A 22,708-nucleotide genomic window follows, 5' to 3' on the forward strand; every position below is an offset into this window, starting at 1 on the left:
GTCCGCGGTGCCCGAGGAGACGCGGGCGAGGGAGGTCGGCGGTGGGCAGGGTCGTGGGTTACACCACCGGCGTGTACGACATGTTCCACGTCGGGCACCTGAACATCCTGCGCAGGGCGCGCGAGGGCTGCGACTACCTCATCGTCGGCGTCACCACGGACGAGCTCGTCGAGTCCCGCAAGGGCCGCCGGCCGATCGTCCCCCTGCTCGAGCGCATGGAGATCGTGCAGAACGTGCGCTACGTCGACGACGTCGTCCCGCAGGCGACCATGGACAAGCTCGAGGCGTGGAACAACCTGAAGTTCGACGTCGTGTTCGTCGGCGACGACTGGAAGGGCACGCCCGCCTGGACGGCCATCGAGGCCGACTTCCGCTCGGTCGACGTCGACGTCGTCTACTTCCCGTACACGCAGCACACCTCGAGCACCACCCTGCGCCGGCAGGTGTTCGACGAGTGAGGGGCAGGGCACCGTGAGGGTCGGGTTCACGTCCGGGGTCTTCGACCTCTTCCACGTCGGCCACCTGAACGTCATCCGGCGGTCCCGGCTCGACTGCGACCAGCTCGTCGTCGCGGTCGCCTCCGACGACGTCGCGCTCGAGCTGACCGGCCGGCGGCCCGCCGTGCCGTTCGAGGAGCGGCTGGCGATCGTGCGCTCGATGCGCGTCGTCGACGTCGCCATCGGCCGGATGACCACGGACTTCCGGGCCCTGTGGGACCAGGTGCGGTTCGACGTCGTGTACAAGGGCGGCGACTGGCCGGGCAGCCCCCGCGGTGAGGAGCTCGAGCGGACGTTCGCGCCGCTGCCCGTCGACGTCGTGTACTTCCCCTACACGCGCCACACCTCCAGCGCGAGGCTGCGCGAGGCGCTGGGCGAGCCGGCCGCCGACGCCCCTGTCACCGCTCGCGCCGCTGCCGCGCACGTCGAGCCGGACCCGCGCCGCGACGCGTGACGAGAGCCACGCACCGCTCGCGTCGGGATCCTCGGAGCCGGCCCCCCGGGGCCACCGGGACGACTACCCTCGACCCGGGGGTGGGGACAGGCCTCGCCGTCGCCCTGGAGGGACCGGCGACCACGTCCCGGAGGAGGCACGCGAACGCATGGCGAGCACCGTCCTCGTCGCCCACCCGGGCAGCGAGCTCTACGGGTCCGACCGCGTGCTCGTCGAGACCGTCCGCGGGCTGCGCCACGCCGGCGACGACGTGGTCGTCACCATCCCCGAGCACGGGCCGCTGGTCGCGCTCCTGACCGACGCCGGCGCGCGGGTCGTGACGACGCCGACACCGGTGCTGCGCAAGAGCTACCTGTCCCCCACCGGCCTGGTGCGTCTCGCCGTGGCAGCCGCCCGGGCCGTCGTCCCGGCCGTCCGGCTCGTGCGGTCGGTGGCCCCGGACGCCGTGCTGGTCAACACCGTCACGGTGCCCCTCTGGCTCCCGGTCGCCCGGCTGCTGGGGGCCCCGGTCGTCTGCCACGTGCACGAGGCCGAGGGCGCCGCCCGACCGCTCGTGCGTCGCCTCCTGGCCGCTCCGCTGCTGCTGGCCCGCACCGTGGTGTGCAACAGCAGCTACAGCCGCGGCGTGCTGACCGGCGCGCTACCGCGCCTCGCCGCCCGGACCCTCGTCGTCCACAACGGCGTCCCCGGGCCGTCCGACCCGCCACCGGCCCGCGAGTCGCTCGACGGCGAGGTGCGGCTGCTCTACCTGGGCCGCCTCTCCGAGCGCAAGGGCGTGGACGTCGCGGTCCGCGCGGTCCACGAGCTCCGCCGGTCCGGCGTCCCCGCGCGGCTGGACGTCGTCGGCGCCGTCTTCGAGGGCTACGAGTGGTACGAGGAGTCGCTGCGGTCGCTGGTGGCCGACCTCGGGCTGGGGGACGCGGTGCGGCTGCACGGTTTCCACCCCGACGTGTGGGGCCACCTCGCCGACTGCGACGTCCTCCTCGTCCCGTCCCGCGTCGACGAGCCGTTCGGCAACACCGCCGTCGAGGGCGTGCTGGCCCGCCGACCCGTCGTCGCCAGCGCGACGTCCGGGCTGCTCGAGGCCACCGACGGGATGACCTCCGCCCGCACGGTCCCCCCGGGCGACCCCGCGCGTCTCGCCGACGCGGTCCGCGCGGTCGTCGCGGACTGGCCGGCCGTGCGGGAGGCCGCGACCCGCGACCGGGACCGCGCCCGCGAGCTGTACTCCCCGCAGACGTACCGCGAGCGCGTCGCCGACGTCGTGGCGCGGGTGCGGCGCGGCTCCCCCCGGCCGGCGGGTCCGGGCCGTGCCTGACGCGACCGGGGACGGCGTCGACCCCGCGGTCGCACGCGCACCCAGCGTCCTGGGTGGTGGCCGCGGGGCCTCGGCGGTCGCCTGGAGCGGCGTCTCGGTCGCCGGCCGCCAGGTGTTCCAGCTGCTCTTCGCCGTGGTGCTGGCCCGGGTCCTGGGCCCGGAGAGCTTCGGCGTCGTCAGCATGGCCACGATCTACGTCACGTTCACCGCGCTGCTGCTCGACCAGGGCCTGTCGGCAGCCCTCGTCCAGCGACCGGTGCTGACGGCGCGTGCGGCCGGCGCCACGGCCACCGTGAACCTGGCCACGGCGGTGCTGCTCGCCCTCCTCACCGTCGTCGCCGCGGGCCCCGTCGCCGGGTTCTTCTCGGCACCCGACCTGGCGGGCGTGCTCCTCCTGCTCGCCCCCGCCCTGCTGCTCAAGGCGGCGGCCATCGCCCCCCGGGCCCTGCTGTCCAGGGACCTGCGCTTCCGGCCCGTGGGAGCGGCCGACGTCGCCGGCGCGGCGGCCGGGTGCGTGACCGGCCTCGTCGCCGCCGTGCAGGGGGCCGGCGTCACCTCCCTGGTGGTGCAGACCGTCACCACCGACCTCGTCGTCGCCGCCGTGCTCCTGGCCGCGGCCCGCGGCCCCCTGCCCAGCCCGAGGCTGCGGGAGCTGGCGCCCTCGCTGGGGTTCAGCGCCCAGGTCTTCGCCACCAACGGCATCGCCTACCTCTCCCGCAACCTCGACAACGTGCTGGTCGGCCGGTTCCTCGGGGCCGGCCCGCTGGCGTTCTACGGCATGGCCTACCGGGTCCTCGTCCTGCCGGTGCAGCTCGTCGGGCAGACGGTCAACCGGGTCATGTTCCCGGCCTTCGCGCGGATGGCGGGCGACCGCGACCAGCTGCGGTCGACGCTGTTGACCACCACCCGGCTGCTGTCGCTGGCGGCCGTGCCGCCGATGGCCCTCGCCGCCGCGGCCGCCTGGGACCTCGTCACCGTCGTCCTCGGTCCGCAGTGGCTGCCCGCGGCGCCGCTCGTCGCCGTGCTGGCGCTCGCCGGGGCCCGGGAGACGGTCATGTACGTGACCCCGTCGCTGATGAAGGGCCTGGGGCGCGGCGGCACGGCCCTGCGGTTCGAGGTGCTGTCCACGGGGGTCCAGACGACCGGGGTGGTCGTCGGGCTGGCCTTCGGGGTGCTCGGTGTCGCGGTGGGGTACGCCGTCGCCGGGCTCGCCGTGACCCCCGTGATGCTGGGGATCCAGCGACGGCTGACGGGGGTGAGGGTCAGGGACCAGCTGGCGGCCGTCCTGCCGGCCCTGCACGCCAGCGCGTGGGCGGCCGGCGGCTACCTCCTCGTCTCCCTCGCCGGCTGGTCGCCACCGCTGACCCTGCTCGCCGGCGTCCCGGCCTTCTGCCTGGTCCTCGCGCTGGTGCTGGGGACCGTCCACCGCCGCAGCACGGTGGCCGCGCTCGCGGGGCTGCGCGCCGCCCGGCGGGCGCGGCGTCCCGCACCGGCCGGACCGCCTCGCCCCGCCACCCCGGCGGTGCCGTCGTGACCGCCCGGCCGGCCGGCGCGTCGGGCGGGAGCCCCACGCCGCGGCTGCTGCTGCTCACCCCCAACCTGGACAACAACTCGCTGGGGCGGACGTACTGCCTGTGGCTGCTGGCACGGCACCTCGGCTACGACGTGCGCGTCGCCTCCGTCACGGGCGAGCGGGTCTGGGCTCCCCTCGCCGGGACCGCCTTCGCGCAGGACTGCCGCCGCGTGCCTGCCCCCGTCGACGGCCGGCCGGGCACCGAGGTCGGCGAGCTCGCCCGCTGGTCGGACCTGCTCGTGGCGGTCAAGCCGGTCGAGAACAGCTTCGGGCTCGGGCTGGCCCTGCGCGAGGAGCTCGGCCGCCCTCTCCTGCTGGACGTCGACGACCCCGACATCGAGGTCCGCACCACGTGGCTGCCGTGGTACGAGCGTCTGGCCCGACGCGTGCTGCGGCCCCGGTACCGCCGGCTGCTCCGCCTCAAGGAGGAGGCGCTGCGGACTCCGACGCTGGTCAGCAACCCCGGCCTGCAGGCCGTCTACGGCGGCAGCGTGGTCCCGCACGTCCGGCCGGCCGCGCCGTACCGCGAGCGCGCGACGACCGGCACCCCGGTGGTCCGGTTCGTCGGCTCCCCGCGGGGACACAAGGGACTCGACGTCCTGCGCGTCGCCGTGGGCCGGCTCGCCGACCGGGGCTTCCGGCTCGAGGTGACGGCGGACGCCCCCGCGGACGCCGCCCCCTGGGAGACCTGGCTCGGCACCACCACCCTCGAACGCGGCCGCGAGCTCGTGGCGTCCGCGGACGTCGTGGCCGTCCCCAGCCTGAGCGGCGGGTGGGCGCCGTTGCAGCTGCCGGCCAAGCTCGTCGACGCCATGATGGCCGGCGCCGCCGTGGTCGCCTCGGACGTCGGCCCCATCGCCTGGGCCCTCGACGGCACCGGCCTGCTCGTGCGTCCGGGCGACGTCGACGGGCTGACCGCGGCGCTGGCCTCCCTCACCGACCCGGCGCGCCGCGAGGAGCTCGGACGACGGGCGCACGAACGTGCCCTCGCGACGTTCTCGGTGGAGAGCGTCGCACCGGTCCTCGGCGCGGTCGTCGACGACCTGCTCCGCACGGGTGGTGCCGTGCCGGGGCCCCTGCCGGACCACGTCTTCCCGAGGAAGGTGACCCCGTGACCGCACCCGCCACCGCCTCCGTCACCACCAGCCGCGGTGGTGAGCGCTCGGTGGTCGTCGCCGTGCTCACCTACCTGCGGGTGGACGAGCTGCTCGGCCTGCTGCCCGAGCTCGTCCGGCAGACCGGGGCGACGACGCCGCCGTCCCGCGTCCTGGTCGTGGACAACGACCCCGGTGCCAGCGCGCGGGAGGCCGTCGAGCACGCCGCGCTGCCTCGTGTCACGTACGTCCACGAGGCCACGCCCGGCATCGCCGCCGCCCGCAACCGCGCCCTGGACGAGGCGGCCGACGACGACGTCCTGCTCTTCATCGACGACGACGAGCGCCCCACGCCCGACTGGCTGACCGCCATGCTCACCACGTTCGACGCGCACCCCGGCAGCGCCGGCGTCGTGGGTCCCGTCGTGTCCGAGTTCGTCACCGAGCCGAGCGCGTGGGTGCAGGCCGGGCGCTTCTTCGACCGCAGGCGCCTGCGGACCGGCGCCCCCGTGGACGTCGCCGCCACGAACAACCTGCTGCTGGACCTGCACGCGGTGCGACGGCTCGGCGTCCGCTTCGACGTCGAGTTCGGCATCAGCGGCGGCTCGGACACGCTGTTCAGCCGGCAGCTCACCGGACGTGGTGGGCGGCTCGTGTGGTGCGCGGACGCGATGGTGGTCGACCAGGTCCCGCCGCAGCGGGCGACCGCCTCGTGGGTGCTGCGACGCGCCCTGCGCGGCGGCAACTCCTGGAGCCGGGTCTCGCTGGCGCTCGCACGCACCCCGCTGCAGCGGACCCGCACCCGAGCGGCCCTGGCGGCCGAGGGCGGGGGGCGGCTGCTCGCGGGCGCCGGGCGGGCCACCTGGGGCGTCCTGCGCCGGTCCAGCGTGCACCAGGCCCGTGGCCTGCGCCTCGTCGCCCGCGGCGGCGGGATGCTCACGGGCGCCTTCGGCTACGTCTACCACGAGTACCGGCGGCCCGAGGGCCGACGGCTGCTGCGGCGGCCCCGTCGGTGAGCGCCGACGCCCCCGCCCGCCGGCACCCGACCGCGGCCCGTCACGAGCCGGCGGGTGCGGGCTCGGACGCGTCGCAGCACACGCCGACCGGGTGGCCGGGTGGGGAGGAGGTCGGCGTCCGCGGGGGTGCCGCCCGGTGGCCCGTGGTGGCGGCGGTGGTGGTGTCCGCGGCTTTCGTGGGCTGCGCCTACGCCGCTCCCGCGGCGGCGCTCCTGCTCGTCGCCGGGGTCGTCGGGACGGCGCTCGCAGCGGTCGCCCTCGCACGCACCCCGCGCACGCGCGGGGTCGTCGTGGCGACGGCGACGGCGACGGTGTTCCTGGCGGTACCGGTCACGCGCGTCGGGGACGGCCGGCTGCTCATGCTGGTGCTGGCCGGCACCGCCGTCCTCGGGGCCCTCGGCACCCTCACGACGGCGAGTCGCGACCTCCCCCGCGGGACGGTGCTGTCGGTGCTCCTGCTCGGTTCCCTGGCCGCCGCGACGCTCCTGGGCGAGGGGTCCAGCGGCCTGGTGGCCCTCGCGCTGGTCTCCGTGGCCGGTCTGCCGGCGCTGCTCGTGGCCGGTTCGCTCGACGACCAGGGACGGCGCCAGGTCGCCGCGGTCGTGGTCGCGCTCGCGGTCGTGCAGTCGGTGCTCGCGCTGGTCGAGCCGTGGCTCCTCCCGGAGCACCTGTGGGCGCCCGCCCAACGAGGCTCCGGCGGCCAGGTCGTGCCGCTGACCAACGAGCTGCTCGGGGGCGTCGACCGCTCCCAGGGCACGCTCGGGCACCCGCTGCCGCTCGGCATGCTCCTCGTCGTCGGCGTCGCGCTCGCCACCCGGACGCTGGCGGCGTCCCGGCCGCTGCACCGGTGGGCCGTGCAGGGGACGTTGCTGGCCGGGCTGGTCGCCGCCGGCGCCCGGACCTCGCTGCTGATGGCCCTGGTCGTGCTGCTGCTGATGTCCGGGCGGCGGATGACCCCGGCCCGCGCCATCACCGCGACGAGCGCGCTGACCGTGGCGACCGTGCTGCTGCTCGCGTCGGCGGTGGACGTCGCGGGCCGCGTCGACGAGATCGCCGCGAGCGGCTCGTGGCTGCACCGCGTCGGCGCGCTCCAGGCGGTGGGCCGGCTGCTGCTGTGGCAGGACATGGACACCGTGCTGCTCGGCAACGGCTACGGCTCCACGACCCGGGTGATGGCCGAGGGACTGCTGCAGAACGACGGCTTCGCCGCCGTGGACAACCAGTTCGTCCTGATGCTCTCCCAGGGCGGGCTGCTCGGCCTCGGGGTGCTGGTCGCCCTGCTGGTCACCGGCCTGGTCAAGGGGTCCGCGGGGGCGCGGCCCGCGCTGGCGTGCGTCGTCGGCACGATGATGGTGTTCGACGTGCTGCTGTGGCCGTCGGCGACCGTCCTGCTCTTCACGGTCCTCGGCCTGGCCCTCGCACGACCGACCACGGCGGGCGACGACGGGCCGCCCGACCGCCCCGTGACGGGTCAGTCCTCGCGGGACCGGACGGCGAACTCGGACCAGACGAGCTCCGGCGCGGGCACGAGGCCGTCGACGGGCGGGGTCGCCGCCGGCGGCGCGTCGTCGCGTGGGGCCGCGTCGTCACGCGACGGTGCGTCGCGCAGGTCGTCGTCCGGTGGCGCGGCCTCGGGGGCGCGGCGGTCGGAGGGTCCGCCTGGCGCGGCATCCTCCGGCCGGCGAACCGGAGCACCCTGAGCCGAGGGGCTGTCGGCAGCGGAGCGGACGGTGCCGGACGGACGGCCGGCCGTCGGCGGGGGCGTCACGCCCCGCCCTCCCCCGGCCGCACGGTCATCGGCCGCACCGTCACCGGCTGCGCCGTCGGCGGCGCTGTCCCCGGAGGCGTTGCCCGCGGAGGCGCTGTCCCCGGAGGCGCTGACACCGGAGGCGCTGACACCGGAGGCGCTGACACCGGAGGCGCTGTCACCGGGGGCGCTGTCCCCGGCGGCTCCCCCGGCGGTGGCGTCCCCGCCGGGTCCGCCGCCCTCGGGCTCCGCGGCCGACGTGCCGTGCTCCGGCCTCGCGTCCTCGTCCGCCTCGGCCTCCGACGCACCGTGCCGGTCCGCGACGGCCTGCTCGTCCTCACGTCGACGGCGCGGCGACCCCAGGAACGAGCTCACTCGCCGCTCGACGCGTGACGGCCGGGCGCGCCGTGGCCGGGCACCACCCGGGGGGAGGGGCTCGGACCGCTGGGCGACGTCGGCGAGCAGCTCGTGGAGCCCGCCCCCGGGTGCGGGCTCGGTGGAGTGCGGCACGCCGTCGGGCGACCCGTCACGGGCCCCGGTCGGGTCCGCCGGGAGGTCCCGCCGCGGGCTCTCCTGCACCGGGCCCTCCTGCCCCGGGCCCTCCTGCCCCGGGCCGCCGTGCGCCGCGCGCTCGCGAGCCGGACCGTCGAGCGCCGGGAGGATGGTGGGAGCGGCCGGCCGGAGCCCGGTCCGTGGCTCCGCGGCCGGCGCGTCGCCTCCGCCGCGCCGTCCGCGCGACGGCCCCTTGCCCGCGGCACCCGTCGACGGGTGGGTGGGTTCGTAGCGGTACGTGCGGTAGGCGCGTCCGCGACGGCGCGGCACGAAGGTCATCACGGTGCCGATCAGCCCGGCGCCCACCGTGCGCAGCGAGCCGACGGCCGTCGCCACCTGCTCGCGGCTCGTCGAGCCGTGCCGCACCACGAGCACCGCGCCGTCCGTCGCCTCGGCCAGGATGACCGCGTCACTCACCGGCAGCAGCGGCGGGCTGTCCACGACCAGGACGTCGAACTGGTCCGACAGCTCTCCGAGCAGGTCGGACATGTGCTGCGAGCCCAGCAGCTCACTCGGGTTGGGAGGGCAGGTGCCGGCGGGCAGGACCGTCAGCAGGCCGCCGTGCCACGGGACGAGCACGTCCTCGACGTCGTGCTGACCGGCCAGGACGTTGCTCAGCCCGACCGCCCCCTCGACGCCGAGGAGGTCGGCCACCCGCGGACGGCGGAGGTCGGCGTCCACCACGCAGACCCGGCGCCCGCCCTGGGCGAGCGTGACCGCGAGGTTGCACGTGGTCGTCGACTTGCCCTCTCCCTGCACCGCGGACGTGACGACGAAGCGGCGCGGGGGGTTGTCGACGTCCACGAACTGCAGGTTCGTGCGGATCGTCCGGTACGCCTCCGCCCGGCTGTTGTCCGGCTCGAGGACGACGAGAGGGCGCTTCGAGGCCTGCGGGTCGACGTCGACCATCCCCAGCGGCCCGGCGGACGTCAGCCGGGTGATCTCCTCGGCGGTGCGCACGGAGGTGTCGAGCTGCTCGCGCAGCAGCGCCAGGCCGGATCCGAGGCCGACGCCGAGAGCCAGCGCGAGGACGAGGTTCAGCGACGGGCGGGGCGAGACGGGGGCGGAGGGCTCTCCGGCCGGGATGGTGACGGTGACCTTCACCGGTGAGGCGCCGCCCTCACGCGGTGTCTCCAGCCGCTCGATGACGGCGGCGAAGCGCACCGTCACGGCGTTGGCGAGCGCGGCCGCCTCCGCCGGGTCGTCGCTCGTGGCGCTGATGTCGATGAGCACCGTGTCCGCGGGGTTGATGGCCTGCACGCGACCGCGGAGCTCACCGACCGAGGCGTCGAGGCCGAGCTCGCGGATGACGGGCTCGAGGACGTCGGGGCTGTGCACCACGTCCGTGTACGACTTCACCCGCTGCAGCGCGAACTGCGAGCCCTGCAGCAGGGTCCCCGACTCGTCGGACGAGCCCATCGTGACGAAGGTGGTGGCCTGCGCGCGGTACACCGGTTCACTGGTCAGCGTCACACCGAGAGCGCCGAGCAGGCACACGAGGAGGGTCGCGACGACCACGACCCACCGGCGACGCAGCACGGCCACGTAGTCGCGCAGGCTCATCGGCCCCCACCCTCCTCGACCTCGCGAGCACCTGGCTCCACCCGCAGTCCCCCGTCCCGGTCACTGCCACGTCGAGTGCGCAGCGCCCTCGACCGCTCCAGCGTAGGCGCTCGGGCCCCGGGCGGCCGGGTCCTCACGAACCGAACCACCGGCCGAGTGACGAATCGTCACCGAACGTGCTCGTCGCGGACGGGCGACGGCGCCGCCCGGGGTCGTCCCCCGGGCGGCGCCGTCGCGTCGTCGTCCCCGTGGCAGCCGTGCCGTGGTGGCCGTGCCGTGGTGGCCGTGCCGTCGGAGCGGTCGCGCTACTGCGGGCCGCCGAGCGTGCCGACCCACAGGTCGTCGTACGACACCGTGATCGGCGCGTTCGTCGCCGACCCCGAGACGTAGGCCTGCATCCCGATGGACCCGGGCTGCTGCAGCGCCGCCGTCGCGTCGGTGGCCGTCACCGTCCAGTCCTGCGGCTCTGCCGTGGCCGCGTCCCACACCTTGGCGTTCATCAGCGTCGGCTCGGTGCCGCTGACCTGCAGCCGGACCGAGACCGGCTGACCGGGGGTGGCGTTCAGACCCGGCACCACGGCGGAGGCGAGCGTGTTCTCCCCACCGCGCACGGCGACCAGCGAGGCGATCACCGAACCACCGGGCAGGTACCGCAGCTTGAGCCGGTAGTCCCCGGTGCCGACGACCCGTCGCCCGATGACCGAGACGTACGTCCCGCCACCGGTCTGCTCCTTGTCGAGGGTCACCGTCAGCCGCGTCTCGGTCGAGGCCTGCTGGAACGTGTCCAGGTACACCGACCGCGTCTGACCCGCCAGCGGGACGATCGTGTGACCGCGCCCGTCGGCGACCTGGTAGTGGCTGGCGGACCCCCCGGACAGCGCCCAGGCCCCGCCGGTGTCGGTCAGGCCCCAGCCGTTGACGAACGTCCGCTCGAATCCGTCCTGCGCGTACGCCTGCCCCGCGGGCGGGTCGGTCACCTGGACCTGCTGGGTGAGCTGCGCCGTGGCGCCGTCGTCGTCCGTGACCGTCAGGGTGACGTCGTACGTGCCGGCGGCCGTGTAGGTGTGCGTGGTCGTCGCACCCGAGGCGCTGTTGCCGTCGCCGAGGTCCCAGGACCAGGACTGCACGGTCCCGTCGGCGTCGGTCGACCCCTGGCCGTCGAGCACGACCGTCAGGTCGGTGGGCTGGGCCGTGAACGCCGCGGCCGGCGGCTGGTTCGGCGGCGGCTCGGTCACCGTGACCGTCTGGGTGGACGACGAGCTCGCGCCGTCGTCGTCGGTCACGGTGAGGGTCACGTCGTAGCTGCCCGCCGCCGCATAGTCGTGCTTCGGCGTGGGACCGGTCGCGGTGCCGCCGTCCCCGAACGTCCACGCGTAGCCCTGCACGGCGCCGTCCACGTCGGTCGACCCGGTGGCGTCGAAGGAGACCGAGAGGTGCTCCGCCTGGGCGGTGAACGCCGCCGTCGGGGCGGTGTTCGCGGGCGTCTGACCGCGGCCCAGCGCGTGGTGCGCCGCCACCTGCTGCGGCGTCAGGACACCGTCGTAGACCGCCACCTCGTCGATCGAGCCGTTGAGGTAGGAGCTGCTCGGCCGGTTGGCGAAGCCGTTGAGGTTGTCCCCACCGATCCGCCAGTGCCCCGTCACCGGCAGCGCGGTGGTGCTGCTCGCGTCCTGGGCGACGAGCTGGCCGTCGACGTAGAGCCGCTGGCCGTCGGGGCCGAGGGTGGCCACGACGTGGTGCCACTGGTTGTCCCGGTACACCTGCCCGCTGCGGATGGTGCGCCGGATGCCGGGGAACACCCCGAAGCTCACGCGACCCCCGCTGTCGACGAACACGCTGCGGTCGGCGTAGTCGCTGCTGCCGGTGCGGTCGTTGCCGAAGCCGATGATCCCGCCGCCGGCGGTGCTCGAGGTGCGGAACCACGCCTCGACGGAGAACACCTGCGGGGACATCACGGCACCCGCGGACGACGACGCGCTGCTGGACGAGCCGCCGAAGCGGGCTGCCCGGTCGGCGTCCCCGACGATCGCACCGTCCACGGAGCGGGTCACGCCCGAGCCGACGGCCGCGTCATCGCCGGCGCTGCCCCAGTCGCGGGCCGTGCCGCTCGACTCGCCGAACCGCCAGTGGTGTCGGGCGCCGTCAGCGGCGACCCGCTGCGCGTAGGCGCCGCGCTCGGCGCCCGCGCCCACGGTGTGGGTCACGGTGCTGCCGCGGTTCTCGTTGCCGAGCGCGTCGGTCACGTAGATCCGGTACGCGTACGTCGTACCCGGCGTCAGGCCGGTGTCGGTGAACGACAGCCACGGACGGTCGTACAGCGTGGAGTCGACGGTGACCGTGTGGATCGGGCTGCCGACCTGGCCGTTGCGCACGACCCGGTAGGTCAGCGAGCGGTTGTCGTAGTCCCAGGACGTCTGCCAGGCGACCCGGGCGGTCCCCGGCGTCAGCGTCTCCACGGTCGGCGTCAGCGTCGACCCGGACTGCGGGCCGATCGCGTTGGGCGCCAGGCCGGTGCGGGCGAACCGCACCAGACCCTGCTGGGCGTACTGGTTCGTCCGCGTGAACTCGCCGCCGTAGGCGACGTAGTCCGCGTTGCCGGTGACCGACCACGGGCCCTGGTTCTGGCCGGTGTAGGTGCCGGCGTCCATGTAGGGGTACCAGTGCAGGGTCGTGGGCCGCGGCAGGCCGCCGAAGTCGTAGTAGCGGCTGCGGTCCATCGCGTTCGACATCACCGTGCCGGTCGCGTCCTTGCTGAACGCCAGCGCGCGGTCGAACCGCCACGGCTGGGTCTGGCTGAACGAGTCGACGTTGCCGCAGTAGTGCGCGTGACCGGCCGCGTAGACGACCTCGCCGATCGCCATGCTGCTGTAGTGGTCGCCGTGGCAGTCGACGATCCAGTCGAGCTCGCCGTCGGACAGCCTCGCGGCGAAGACGCCCTCGAAGTTGCCCACCGCGAGGGACCCGAAGGTGAAGCCGGTGCCGTACAGGTTGTCGCCGTCGACGGTCAGGCTCGTGATGCCGCCCGCCTCGCCGCCGTTGCGGACGACGTTCGCCACGGGCAGCGGCTTGGTCGCGCCGGTGACCGGGTCCACCGCCCCGAGACCCTTGACGTTGTTGCCGTTGAGGCCGCTGAACTTGCCGCCGACGTAGAGCGTCGACGCGTCCGGGCTGAGCACCATCGACTGCACGGGCTGGTTCTGCGCGGTCGGGGCCCAGTTGAGCAGGGCGCCGTCCGAGGCGCGGAAGGCGGCGAGCCGCGTGCGGGAGACGCCGTTCGCGGACAGGAAGCTGCCCCCGACGTACACGGTGTCGTTCGTGGCGGCGATCGCGCTGACGCGCGCGTCGAGGTGGGCGTCGAAACTGTGGACGACGCGCCCGGTGGCCGTGTCGAAGGCGACGATCCGCTCGTGCCGCACCCCGCTCGCGGAGGTGAAGTCGCCCCCGACGTAGACGCGGGAGCCGTCGGGGCTCGCGGCGACGACCTGGCCGGTGGCGTTCAGCCACTCGGTGAAGGAGGTGTCGCGCTGGCCGGTGCGGATGTCGTAGACGATGACGTTGCGGCGGTCGACCTCGTTCTGGCCGGGCGCGGAGCCGGCGGGCCGGGCCGTCGTGAAGCCGCCGGTCGCCCAGACCGCGTTGCCGACCACGACCTGGGACCAGACGACGCCGTTCACCTGCACGGTCGGCAGCGCGTCGGCGGCCACCGTCGGCGCCTGCGCCGGGTCGAGCGGCGCGCTGTCCGCCACCGCCGCGGGCGCGGCCACCGCCGCCAGGCCGGTGGCGAGCACCGCCGTCGTCACCGCCAGGCCGACGGCCCTGCGGGCCCGACCCCACCCCACTGCGTGCATGCTCTGAACCCCGGTCACTCGTCACCACGGCTCCCGCCTACCCGGCGGGACCCCTCCGTCGGCGACGGTAACCGAGGATGACCGTCGACGTGACCAGAACCGGCGATCCGGCGGCTCGCGGTGGACGCAGCGTCACCCGCGGGCGTCAGCCGGTCGCGCTGCCGGTGAAGACGACTACGGGGCGTGACCCCGCGAGGCCGACGCGGACCAGCACGGACGAGCGCTGCTCCTCGGGGACGAGGAAGACGTAGGTGCCCGTGACCGAGCCCCCCGCGGGCACCGGGCCCACGGCCGGCGCCGCCGGCTCGGCCGACGACGGGGTCGCCTCCGTGTCCCCGTAGGCGAGCGTCACGGTGACGCCGGGGACGTCGAGCGGGACGGAGGAGGCGTTGTCCACCTGCACGGTGACGGCGACCGCGGGACCGCTGAGCTCCCCCGGCCCCTGGCCGCGCACCTGGACCGACGACACCTGCGCGACCCGCACCGTGAGCCCGTCGCCGAGGTCGGCCGCCTGGTCGATGGGCCGGGGCTCGAGCGTCGGCTGGCCCTGCTCGGGCACGACTCCGAGGTCACCCTCGCCCGACGGCGGGGGGACCGGCACCAGGGCGGCCGTCGGCGTGGGCTGCGATGAGGTGGGCGCGCTCACCTCCTGCCCGCCGTCCTCGCGTGCGGCCGCGTCCGCGGCCTCGTCGCGGTCCCCGCTGCAGGCGCCGGCCATGACGACCGTCGCCAGTGCCAGCGCGACGACCCTCCGGGCACGCGGGGGCCGCGGGCCCGGACGGCGACGCGGACGCGCGCGGGTCACCGGGACCCTCGCTGCTCGGCCAGGTGGGCGTCCACGGCGCGCATGCTGCGGAACCACGCGACCCACGCCAGCAGCAGGTACCCCGTCGCCGCCGTGAGCATCAGGCCGTACGCGGCGAGGAAGAGCGGAGGAGCACCCAGCAGCACGAAGACGAGGCACAGCACGCCGTAGTCGAGCGGCACCTTGGCCAGGGACCGCAGCATCGACGCGGGCACGACGTCCGGACCGACCGGCTTCTCGACGCCCGCGTTGCGGCGCAGCTGCTCGTTGAGGATCTGCCCGAAGAACGACGCCGCGCCCACGACGGCGTAGCCCAGCGGGACGAGGAGCCAGGGTGTCGACAGGTCCGTGAACCGGTAGAGGGCGACCGCGACCGCGAGGTGCAGGCTGGAGATCTTGACGCAGTCGATCATGTGGTCGAGCCACTCACCCGACACCGACCCGCCACCGCGCAGCCGGGCCAGCTGGCCGTCCGCCGCGTCGAGGGCGTAGCCCAGCACCAGGCCGGTCGCGACCAGCAGCCCGGACCACCACGACACCGGGACCAGCACCAGCACCGCGATCGCGGCGAACGAGAACGCGGCGCTGACGACCGTGACCTGGTTGGGACGCAGCCCCGCCAGGTAGGCCGCCGCCGCGAAACGGCGGCCCATCCAGCGGTTGACGTACCGCGAGTAGGCCGGGGCTCCCTTGCCGGACTTCTGCGCCGCGGACAGCCTGCGCACCACGTCGCCGTAGCGAGGGCGGTCCTGCCACTCCTCCGGCACCACCGTCGAGCTCATCGGGTCCCCTCCTGCACCTGGTGCGGTGCCTCGTCCACGCCGTCGCTACCGCCCGAGCCGTCGGTACCGCCCGTGCCGCGCGTCCCGCTGGCGTCCCGGCCGGTGCCGTCCGCCTCCACCGCCGGCGCGCTGCCGGACGCCCTGCGGCGTCCCGACGGACGCCGGCGGGGCAGCCGTCTCGCTGCGAGGTCCTCGCAGAGCTGCTCGTAGCGTGCCGCCACGTCGTCCCAGTCGTAGCGGGACGCCTGGGCCAGTGCCAGGTCGCGACGGCGCTCGAGGTCGCCGGACTCGGCCTCGGCCCGCTCCAGCAGGTGGGCCAGGTCCTGCGAGGTCGTGAACCACCGGCCCGCCGGGCCGGCCACCTCGCGGTTGAACGGCACGTCGAAGGCCAGCGTGGGCGCGCCCGCGCCGAGGGCGCGCAGCAGCGAGGGGTTGGTGCCACCGACGGAGTGCCCGTGCACGTACGTGAGCGCGTGCGCGTAGAGCTGGTCGAGCAGGTCGGCGTCCCACACCCCGCCGAGGAAGCGCACCCGGTCGTCGGCGAGCGCGTGCACGCGGCGGGTGTACTCGTCGGCGTACGGGGCGGAGCCGACGACGACGAGCGGCAGCCGGGCGCGGCTGGCGACGTGGCCGGCGACCGCCAGGTGCACGTGGTTCTCGGGTTCGAACCGCGCCACCACGAGGTGGTAGCGACCGGGCTCGAGGCCGAGCTCGCGCAGGCGGTCGGGACGCCGGTCCGCGACCGGCGGAGCGCCGTAGCTGATCAGACGGGTCGGGGCGGCGAACTCGTCGCGGTAGTAGTCCGCGATCCCCTGCGCGTCGGCGACGAGGGCGTCGGACCAGCGCACCGCCAGCGCCTCCGCGGTGCGGTAGTAGCGCCGCCCTGCCGGACCCCACTTGGCGCGCCGCCACTCCAGGCCGTCCACGTGCGTCGCGACGGGGACGCGCCGCGCCCGCAGGACGGGCAGGAACGGCGCGTTGGCGGCGTTGAAGACGACCGCCGCGTCGGTGCCGGCGGGGAGCAGGTGGCCCACCGACAACGCGGTGTGGCTCAACGTCTCCAGGGACCGCTTGGGCAGGGCCGGCAGGTGGACCAGCCGCATCCCGCGGTGGGTCGCCGCGCGCGGCTCACCCGCCACCGGACGGCAGTAGACGGTGACGTCGTGCCCGCCGGCGGCCAGCCGGGAGCCCACCTCCTCCACGCAGGTCTCGAAGCCTCCGTAGCGGGCGGGCACCCCGCGCGTGCCCACCAGTGCGATCCGCATGTCGTCCTCTCGTCAGTGCCTCGGTCGGGTCGGCAGCGCGTCAGTACGCGCCGCCGCCGCGGACCACGACCCGAGCGGTCTTCCAGAGGATCAGCAGGTCCATCGCCAGCGACCAGTTGTCGACGTAGCGCAGGTCGAGCCGGACGGACTCGTCCCACGGCAGGTCCGCGCGACCGCTCACCTGCCACAGGCCGGTCAGGCCGGGTCGCACCCGCAGCCGCCGGTGCACGGCGTCCCGGTACTGCTCGTACTCGGCGAGCAGGGGCGGGCGGGGCCCGACGAGCGACATGTCGCCGCGCACGACGTTCCACAGCTGCGGCAGCTCGTCGAGGGAGTACCGGCGCAGGACCCGGCCCACCCGGGTGACCCTGGGGTCCTCGCGCATCTTGAACATCAGGCCGTCGCGCTCGTCGAGGTGCTCGATCTCGGCCCGCCGCGCCTCGGCGTCGACGGTCATGCTCCGCAGCTTCCACATGGTGAACCGCCGACCGTCGATCCCCACCCTCGTCTGGGCGAAGAACGCCGGACCGGGGCTCGTGAGCCGGACGAGCACGGCGGCCACGGCGATGACCGGGAGGGCGCACCCCAGGGCGACCACGCCGAGCGTCCGGTCGAGGACCGCCTTGCCGAGCAGCCGTCCCGTGTGGGCGGCCGGCCGCTCGACGTGCAGCAGGGACAGGCCGGCCGTCGGGCGCAGGGTCACGCTGGGACCGGTCATCTCCACCAGCCCGGGCGCCACCAGCAGGTCGGCGCCGGTGTCCTCGAGCGCCCACGACAGCCGGCGCAGCGGCGTGCCGCTCAGCGCGGGGCCGACGACGATGACGCTGTCCACGTCGTGGTCGACGACGACCTGGGGGACCTCGGCGACGGCTCCGAGCAGCGGCGCCTTCGTCACCTCGGCGACCGCCATCGACGGCACGGGGACGCACGCGCCGACGATCTCGAGCCCGTGGTGCCAGTCGCGACGCAGGTTCGCGGAGAGGTCGTTGACCGCCGTCGGGTCGCCGACGATGAGGGTCCGCAGGGTGGCGTCGCCCTGCTGGCGGCGACGACGCAGCCAGTGGCGCCAGCTGTAGCGGACGACGCAGGAGAGGAAGGCCACCACGGGGACGGCGAGGAGCACGTCGCGGCGCGGCACCGAGACCTGCAGCGCGTAGGAGAGCACGGCGAAGGAGCCGACCAGGATCACGGCGCTGCGCAGCACCGACTGGAACTCCTCGGGCCCGTCGCCGAGGCGTCGCGAGTCGTACCCGCGGTTGACGTGGACGGTCGCGACCCACAGCGCTGCGGCGAGGAGGGCACCCGGGACCGTCCACGGCCGCGTCTGCGGCAGGGAGACCATCGTCAGCGCGACCGTCCCCGTCGCCACCAGCGCGTCGCTGGCCAGCACCCTGCCGACCAGGGGACGGCTCCACCGGGCGCGCCGGGCGGCAGCCGCCTCGACGGGTGTGCCGACCGCACCGCGACGCCGGGCCCGCTGCCACTCGAACGGCTGCGGTTCGCCCCAGGACGCCCGGTGCGCCACGGGATGGCGTCTGCGCTCGCGCACCCGGGCCTGCACGCCGGTCTCCGGGTGGGCACGGTCCGCCTCCGTCGGGTGCGGCTGCCCCGGCACCCCCACGGTGCGCGTCCCGGCGTCCAGGTCGATGACGACGTCGGCACCGGCGGCTGCCAGCCCGACGTCGTCGACACGCCCGCTCGTGCTCGCGTCCACTCGTCTGCCCCCACACTCGTCGACCGACCCCCGTCGGTGCCCCTCCAGGGCTCACGCAGCGTATCCACCCGGAGAACGCAGGGCGGCCGGTTTCCGACATCCGGTGACCGGTGGGCACCCGATCACGGGAGGGCGACCACGAACTGCCCCCGTCCGGTCACCTTCCGTGCCGACTGCCGCCTCGCCTCGAGCCGGTCAGGCCGGGGCGTGGACCGTCTGCTGCGCCGCCTCCAGGCCGGCGGCGACGACGAGCTCGACGGCGTCCGCGGCGTCGCCGAGCAGGAACGGCAGCTCCTTGCGCTCGACGGTGGAGAAGTCGCGCAGCACGTAGTCGGCAGGGTCCATCCGGCCGGGCGGGCGGCCGATGCCGACGCGCGCCCGCACGTAGTCCTTCGTACCGAGCGCCTTGGTGACGTCACGCAGCCCGTTGTGCCCGCCCTCACCACCGCCGCGCTTGAGCCGCAGCGTGCCGAAGGGGAGGTCGAGCTCGTCGTGCACGAGCGCCACCCGCGTCGGGTCGACGGAGAAGAAGCGGACCAGCCCGGCCACCGGGCCGCCGCTGACGTTCATGAACGTCGCGGGCTTGGCGAGCACCACCCTCGGCCCCGGCCTGCCGCCCGGCAGCACCCCGAGCCGCCCCTCGGCGACGGCGGCCTGCACCTTGTGGGCCCGGAAGGACGCGCCGACCCGGTCGGCCAGCTCGTCGAGCACCATCTGCCCGACGTTGTGCCGCGTCCCGGCGTAGCGGGGACCGGGGTTGCCCAGGCCCACCACCAGCCACGTGCCGTCGTCCACCGGGTCCTCCTCGGCCACGCGTCAGTCGTCAGGGTCGTGTGCTAGGTGCGTGGTCTCGTCGCGCACCACGTCGCGCACCAGTCGCCGCCCAGTCTGCCCGACCAGCCACCGCCCGCGACGGCCGACGGGGCGTCCCGTGCTGGGACGCCCCGTCGGCGGTACGGGTCCGCGGGGACCCGGGTCCGGCGCCGGACGGCGCCGGCTCGCTCACTCCTGGGCGGCGGTCTCACCCGACTCGCCCGGCGCGCCCGACTCGGCGGCCTCGGCGGACTCCGGCGCCTCGTGCTCGATCCCGGCCTCGGCCTCGGCCTCGGTCAGCTCGGACTCCAGGGCCTCCGCGGTCACCTGGGCGGAGACGTTGACGACCAGGGCCTCGGGGTCGGTGACGAGCGTGACGCCGTCGGGCAGGACCACGTCGGAGGCGTGGACGAGCGTGCCTGCCTCCGCGCCCTCGACGGAGACCTCGACCTGCTCCGGCAGGTGGGTGGCCTCCGCCTCGACGAGCAGCGTCTGGTGGTCCACCGTGACGACCGTCTCGGGGGCCGCGTCGCCGGTCACGTGCACCGGGACCTCCACCTCGACCTTCTCGCCGCGGCGGACGACGACGAGGTCGACGTGCTCGATGAAGCGCTTCACCGGGTCGCGCTGGACGTCCTTGGCGAGCGCGAGGACCTCGCCCTCCCCCTCGATGGCGACCGCGAGCAGGGCGTTGCTGTGCTTGAGCGCGAGCATCGTGTCGTGCCCGGGCAGGGTGATGTGGCGCGGCGCCTCGCCGTGGCCGTACACGACGGCGGGGATCTTGTCGGCGCGACGGATCCGGCGGGCGGCGCCCTTGCCGAACTCGGTGCGGTTCTCGGCGGTCAGCTTGGTCTCGGACACGCGAAGGCTCCTGTGCAGTCAGTCTGGGGAAGGACGTCGGGCGGATCTCCTGCCTCGACGTGGGACGCGGCACGGCGCGGTCGCAGGACCACCGCGTCGATCACGGACGGCACGGGCCCGGGGTGCGGCTCCGTGCGGCGTCCCTCGCCGAGGCAACCGCACGAGTGTATCCGCACGCGTGCCACCGGCCGAATCGGCCGGTGGCACGGTCGCGAGGCGCCCGGGGTGGTCCGGGAGGTCGCGGCGGCCGCGTCGAGGGAGCGCTCAGGCGTTGCCGTCGAACAGGCTGGTGACGGACCCGTCGTCGAAGACCTCGCGGATGGCGCGCGCGATCAGCGGCGCGATCGACAGGACCGTCAGCGTCTCGAACCGGCGCTCCTCGGCGATCGGCAGGGTGTTCGTCACGATCACCTCGGAGATCGGACCGTCCTTGAGGCGCTCGACCGCCGGTCCGGACAGGACGGCGTGCGTGGAGGCGACGATGACGTCCGCGGCCCCGTTGTCCTTGAGCGCCTGGGCGGCCTTCACGATGGTGCCGCCGGTGTCGATCATGTCGTCGACGAGAACGCAGGTCTTGCCCTCGACCTCGCCGACGAGCTCGTGGACCTTGACCTGGTTCGGGACGTTCGGGTCGCGGCGCTTGTGGATGATCGCCAGCGGCGCGGCCAGCCGGTCGGACCACAGGTCCGCGACGCGGACCCGACCGGCGTCCGGGGAGACGACGACGAGCTTCGACCGGTCGACCCGGGTGCGCACGTAGTCGGCCAGCAGCGGCAGCGCCCACAGGTGGTCCACCGGGCCGTCGAAGAAGCCCTGGATCTGCGCGGTGTGCAGGTCGACGCTCATCAGGCGGTCGGCGCCGGCGGTGCTGAACATGTCGGCCACCAGCCGGGCGGAGATGGGCTCGCGACCGCGGTGCTTCTTGTCCTGCCGCGCGTAGCCGTAGAACGGGGCCACGACCGTGACGCGCTTGGCGCTGGCGCGCTTGAGCGCGTCGACCATCAGCAGCTGCTCCATCAGCCAGTGGTTGATGGGCGCGCAGTGGCTCTGCAGCACGAACGCGTCGCAGCCGCGCACGCTCTCGCCGAACCGGACGTAGATCTCGCCGTTGGCGAAGTCGTACGCGGACGTCGGCACCAGCTCGACGCCGAGCTCCTTGCTGACCTCCTCCGCCAGCTCGGGGTGCGCCCGGCCGCTGATGAGCACCAGCCTCTTCTCGCCGGTGGTCGTGATGCCGGTCATGCGCTCGGTGCTCCCTCGTCGTGCCCGCGGACGGGCGGTTGGTGGTCGTCCCCCGTGGTCCGGCCGGTGGTCCCCTCGGTGCTGGGGCCGGCGTCCTGCGCGGAGCCCCCGCCGCGGGACAGCGCGCGCCGGGCCGCCTCGGCAGCGGGCGTGCCGGCGCGGCGGCGCTCCACCCACCCCTCGACGTTGCGCTGGCGGCCCCGAGCCACGGCCATGGCGCCCGGCGGCACGTCGGCGGTCACCACCGAGCCCGCCGCCGTGTACGCGCCGTCCCCGATCGTCACGGGGGCGACGAGCATGGTGTCGCTGCCGACCCGCACGTGGTCGCCCACGACGGTGCGGTGCTTGTCCACGCCGTCGTAGTTGACGAAGACGGTGGCCGCGCCGATGTTGGCGCCGGCGCCGATCTCGGCGTCACCGACGTAGGACAGGTGCGGCACCTTGGACCCGGCGCCGATCCGGGCGGACTTGGTCTCGACGAACGCGCCGATCCGGCCGCCCTCGCCCAGGTCGGTGCCCGGCCGCAGGTAGCTGAAGGGGCCGACCGTGGCGCCCGCCGCGACCCGCGCGCCGGTGCCGTGGGTGCGCACCACGGCCGCACCCGGGCCGACCTCGACGTCGGTGAGCGTCGTGTCGGGACCGACGGTCGCCCCCTCGCCGACGGAGGTGGTGCCGTGCAGCTGCGTGCCGGGCAGCAGGGTGACGTCCCGGCCCAGGCGCACCTCGACGCCGACCCACGTGGTCGCCGGGTCCACGACCGTCACTCCCGCGCGCATGTGGCCCTCGAGCAGCCGCCGGTTCAGCTCGGCGCCCATCCGGGCCAGCTGCACGCGGTCGTTCACGCCCTCGGTCTGCCACACGTCGTCCACCCGGTGCGCCGTCACCCGGCCGCCGTCCGCGCGGGCGATGGCCAGGACGTCGGTCAGGTACATCTCGCCCTGGGCGTTGTCCGTGCCGACCCGGCCCAGCGCCTCGGCGAGCACACGGGCGTCGAAGGCGTAGATGCCGGAGTTGATCTCGGTGACGAGGAGCTGCTCGGCGTCGGCGTCCTTCTGCTCGACGATCCCGGTGACCTCGCCGCCGGAGCCGCGCAGCACTCGGCCGTACCCGGTCGGGTCCTCGACCTCGGCGGTGACGACGGTGACGGCGTTGCCGGCGCGCTCGTGGTGCCCGACGAGCTCGGTCAGGGTCGCGGGCTCCAGCAGGGGCACGTCGCCGTAGGTGACGACGACGGTCCCCTCCAGGTCGGCGGGCAGCGCGGCGAGGCCGCACTGCACCGCACGCCCCGTCCCCGGCAGGTCGTCCTGGTCGGCGACGACGGCCGCGGGGTCGACGTCGGCGACGTGCGCGGCGACCTGGTCGCGCTCGTGCCGGACGACCACCACGAGGTGCTCGGGGCCGCAGCCGCGGGCGGCGGCCAGCGCGTGGCCGAGCAGCGACCGCCCGGCGAGCTGGTGCAGGACCTTCGGGGTCGACGACCTCATCCGGGTGCCCTCACCCGCGGCGAGGACGACGACGGCGACCGGGTGGGCGGAAGTCACGCGGTGGCGCTCCTCGGCGTCGA

16 protein-coding genes are annotated in these 22,708 nt (G+C 75.1%); 6 read left to right on the forward strand and 10 right to left on the reverse strand.

Annotation, left to right across the window (positions count from 1 at the left end):
• Nucleotides 1-53 precede the first annotated feature (53 nt).
• The 6 genes from ACYVQV_RS13875 (at nucleotide 54) to ACYVQV_RS13900 (ending at nucleotide 5,952) form a co-directional block, all read left to right on the forward strand.
• Entirely contained in the window at nucleotides 54-458 is a 405-nt protein-coding gene (locus tag ACYVQV_RS13875) for an adenylyltransferase/cytidyltransferase family protein (RefSeq protein ID WP_461023894.1), read from the forward strand.
• 13 nt (nucleotides 459-471) lie between these two features.
• A complete protein-coding gene (locus ACYVQV_RS13880; protein ID WP_461023895.1) occupies nucleotides 472-951 on the forward strand; it encodes an adenylyltransferase/cytidyltransferase family protein in 480 nt (159 codons plus the stop codon).
• A gap of 148 nt (nucleotides 952-1,099) precedes the next feature.
• Nucleotides 1,100-2,269 (forward strand): glycosyltransferase family 4 protein, encoded by a 1,170-nt coding sequence (locus ACYVQV_RS13885; protein ID WP_461023896.1) that lies wholly within the window; start codon nucleotides 1,100-1,102, stop codon nucleotides 2,267-2,269.
• Nucleotides 2,262-3,803: an oligosaccharide flippase family protein gene (locus tag ACYVQV_RS13890; RefSeq protein ID WP_461023897.1), complete on the forward strand. Its 1,542-nt coding sequence runs from the start codon at nucleotides 2,262-2,264 to the stop codon at nucleotides 3,801-3,803. Before ACYVQV_RS13885 ends, ACYVQV_RS13890 begins: the two co-directional genes overlap by 8 nt.
• Nucleotides 3,800-4,957 (forward strand): glycosyltransferase, encoded by a 1,158-nt coding sequence (locus ACYVQV_RS13895; RefSeq protein ID WP_461023898.1) that lies wholly within the window; start codon nucleotides 3,800-3,802, stop codon nucleotides 4,955-4,957. The genes ACYVQV_RS13890 and ACYVQV_RS13895 overlap by 4 nt, the downstream gene beginning before the upstream one ends.
• Nucleotides 4,954-5,952 carry a glycosyltransferase family 2 protein gene (locus ACYVQV_RS13900; RefSeq protein WP_461023899.1) on the forward strand — a complete coding sequence of 333 codons (999 nt, stop codon included), beginning with the start codon at nucleotides 4,954-4,956 and terminating at the stop codon, nucleotides 5,950-5,952. The genes ACYVQV_RS13895 and ACYVQV_RS13900 overlap by 4 nt, the downstream gene beginning before the upstream one ends.
• Nucleotides 5,953-7,423: 1,471 nt before the next feature.
• Here the strand turns inward: ACYVQV_RS13900 and ACYVQV_RS13905 are convergent.
• The 10 genes from ACYVQV_RS13905 to glmU form a co-directional block, all read right to left on the reverse strand.
• Nucleotides 7,424-9,814: a polysaccharide biosynthesis tyrosine autokinase gene (locus ACYVQV_RS13905; RefSeq protein ID WP_461023900.1), complete on the reverse strand. Its 2,391-nt coding sequence runs from the start codon at nucleotides 9,812-9,814 to the stop codon at nucleotides 7,424-7,426.
• Nucleotides 9,815-10,119: 305 nt separating this feature from the next.
• On the reverse strand, nucleotides 10,120-13,662 hold the full coding sequence (locus tag ACYVQV_RS13910) for a PKD domain-containing protein (protein WP_461023901.1): 3,543 nt from the start codon (nucleotides 13,660-13,662) through the stop codon (nucleotides 10,120-10,122).
• A 145-nt stretch (nucleotides 13,663-13,807) separates the two neighbouring features.
• Nucleotides 13,808-14,467, reverse strand: a complete 660-nt coding sequence (locus ACYVQV_RS13915; RefSeq protein ID WP_461023902.1) for a hypothetical protein — start codon at nucleotides 14,465-14,467, stop codon at nucleotides 13,808-13,810.
• Nucleotides 14,464-15,249, reverse strand: a complete 786-nt coding sequence (locus tag ACYVQV_RS13920; protein WP_461023903.1) for a CDP-alcohol phosphatidyltransferase family protein — start codon at nucleotides 15,247-15,249, stop codon at nucleotides 14,464-14,466. Before ACYVQV_RS13920 ends, ACYVQV_RS13915 begins: the two co-directional genes overlap by 4 nt.
• Nucleotides 15,246-16,514: a DUF1972 domain-containing protein gene (locus ACYVQV_RS13925; RefSeq protein WP_461023904.1), complete on the reverse strand. Its 1,269-nt coding sequence runs from the start codon at nucleotides 16,512-16,514 to the stop codon at nucleotides 15,246-15,248. Before ACYVQV_RS13925 ends, ACYVQV_RS13920 begins: the two co-directional genes overlap by 4 nt.
• Nucleotides 16,515-16,554: 40 nt before the next feature.
• Nucleotides 16,555-18,228 (reverse strand): sugar transferase, encoded by a 1,674-nt coding sequence (locus ACYVQV_RS13930; RefSeq protein WP_461023905.1) that lies wholly within the window; start codon nucleotides 18,226-18,228, stop codon nucleotides 16,555-16,557.
• Between the two features lie 195 nt (nucleotides 18,229-18,423).
• Complete coding sequence (gene pth, locus ACYVQV_RS13935; RefSeq protein ID WP_461023906.1) at nucleotides 18,424-19,023, reverse strand: aminoacyl-tRNA hydrolase; 600 nt, start codon at nucleotides 19,021-19,023, stop codon at nucleotides 18,424-18,426.
• 207 nt (nucleotides 19,024-19,230) lie between these two features.
• Nucleotides 19,231-19,902 (reverse strand): 50S ribosomal protein L25/general stress protein Ctc, encoded by a 672-nt coding sequence (locus tag ACYVQV_RS13940; RefSeq protein ID WP_461023907.1) that lies wholly within the window; start codon nucleotides 19,900-19,902, stop codon nucleotides 19,231-19,233.
• Between the two features lie 264 nt (nucleotides 19,903-20,166).
• Complete coding sequence (locus ACYVQV_RS13945) at nucleotides 20,167-21,144, reverse strand: ribose-phosphate diphosphokinase (RefSeq protein ID WP_461023908.1); 978 nt, start codon at nucleotides 21,142-21,144, stop codon at nucleotides 20,167-20,169.
• A complete protein-coding gene (glmU, locus tag ACYVQV_RS13950) occupies nucleotides 21,141-22,685 on the reverse strand; it encodes a bifunctional UDP-N-acetylglucosamine diphosphorylase/glucosamine-1-phosphate N-acetyltransferase GlmU (RefSeq protein WP_461023909.1) in 1,545 nt (514 codons plus the stop codon). Before glmU ends, ACYVQV_RS13945 begins: the two co-directional genes overlap by 4 nt.
• Nucleotides 22,686-22,708 lie beyond the last annotated feature (23 nt).

The organism is Thalassiella azotivora (assembly GCF_054781695.1).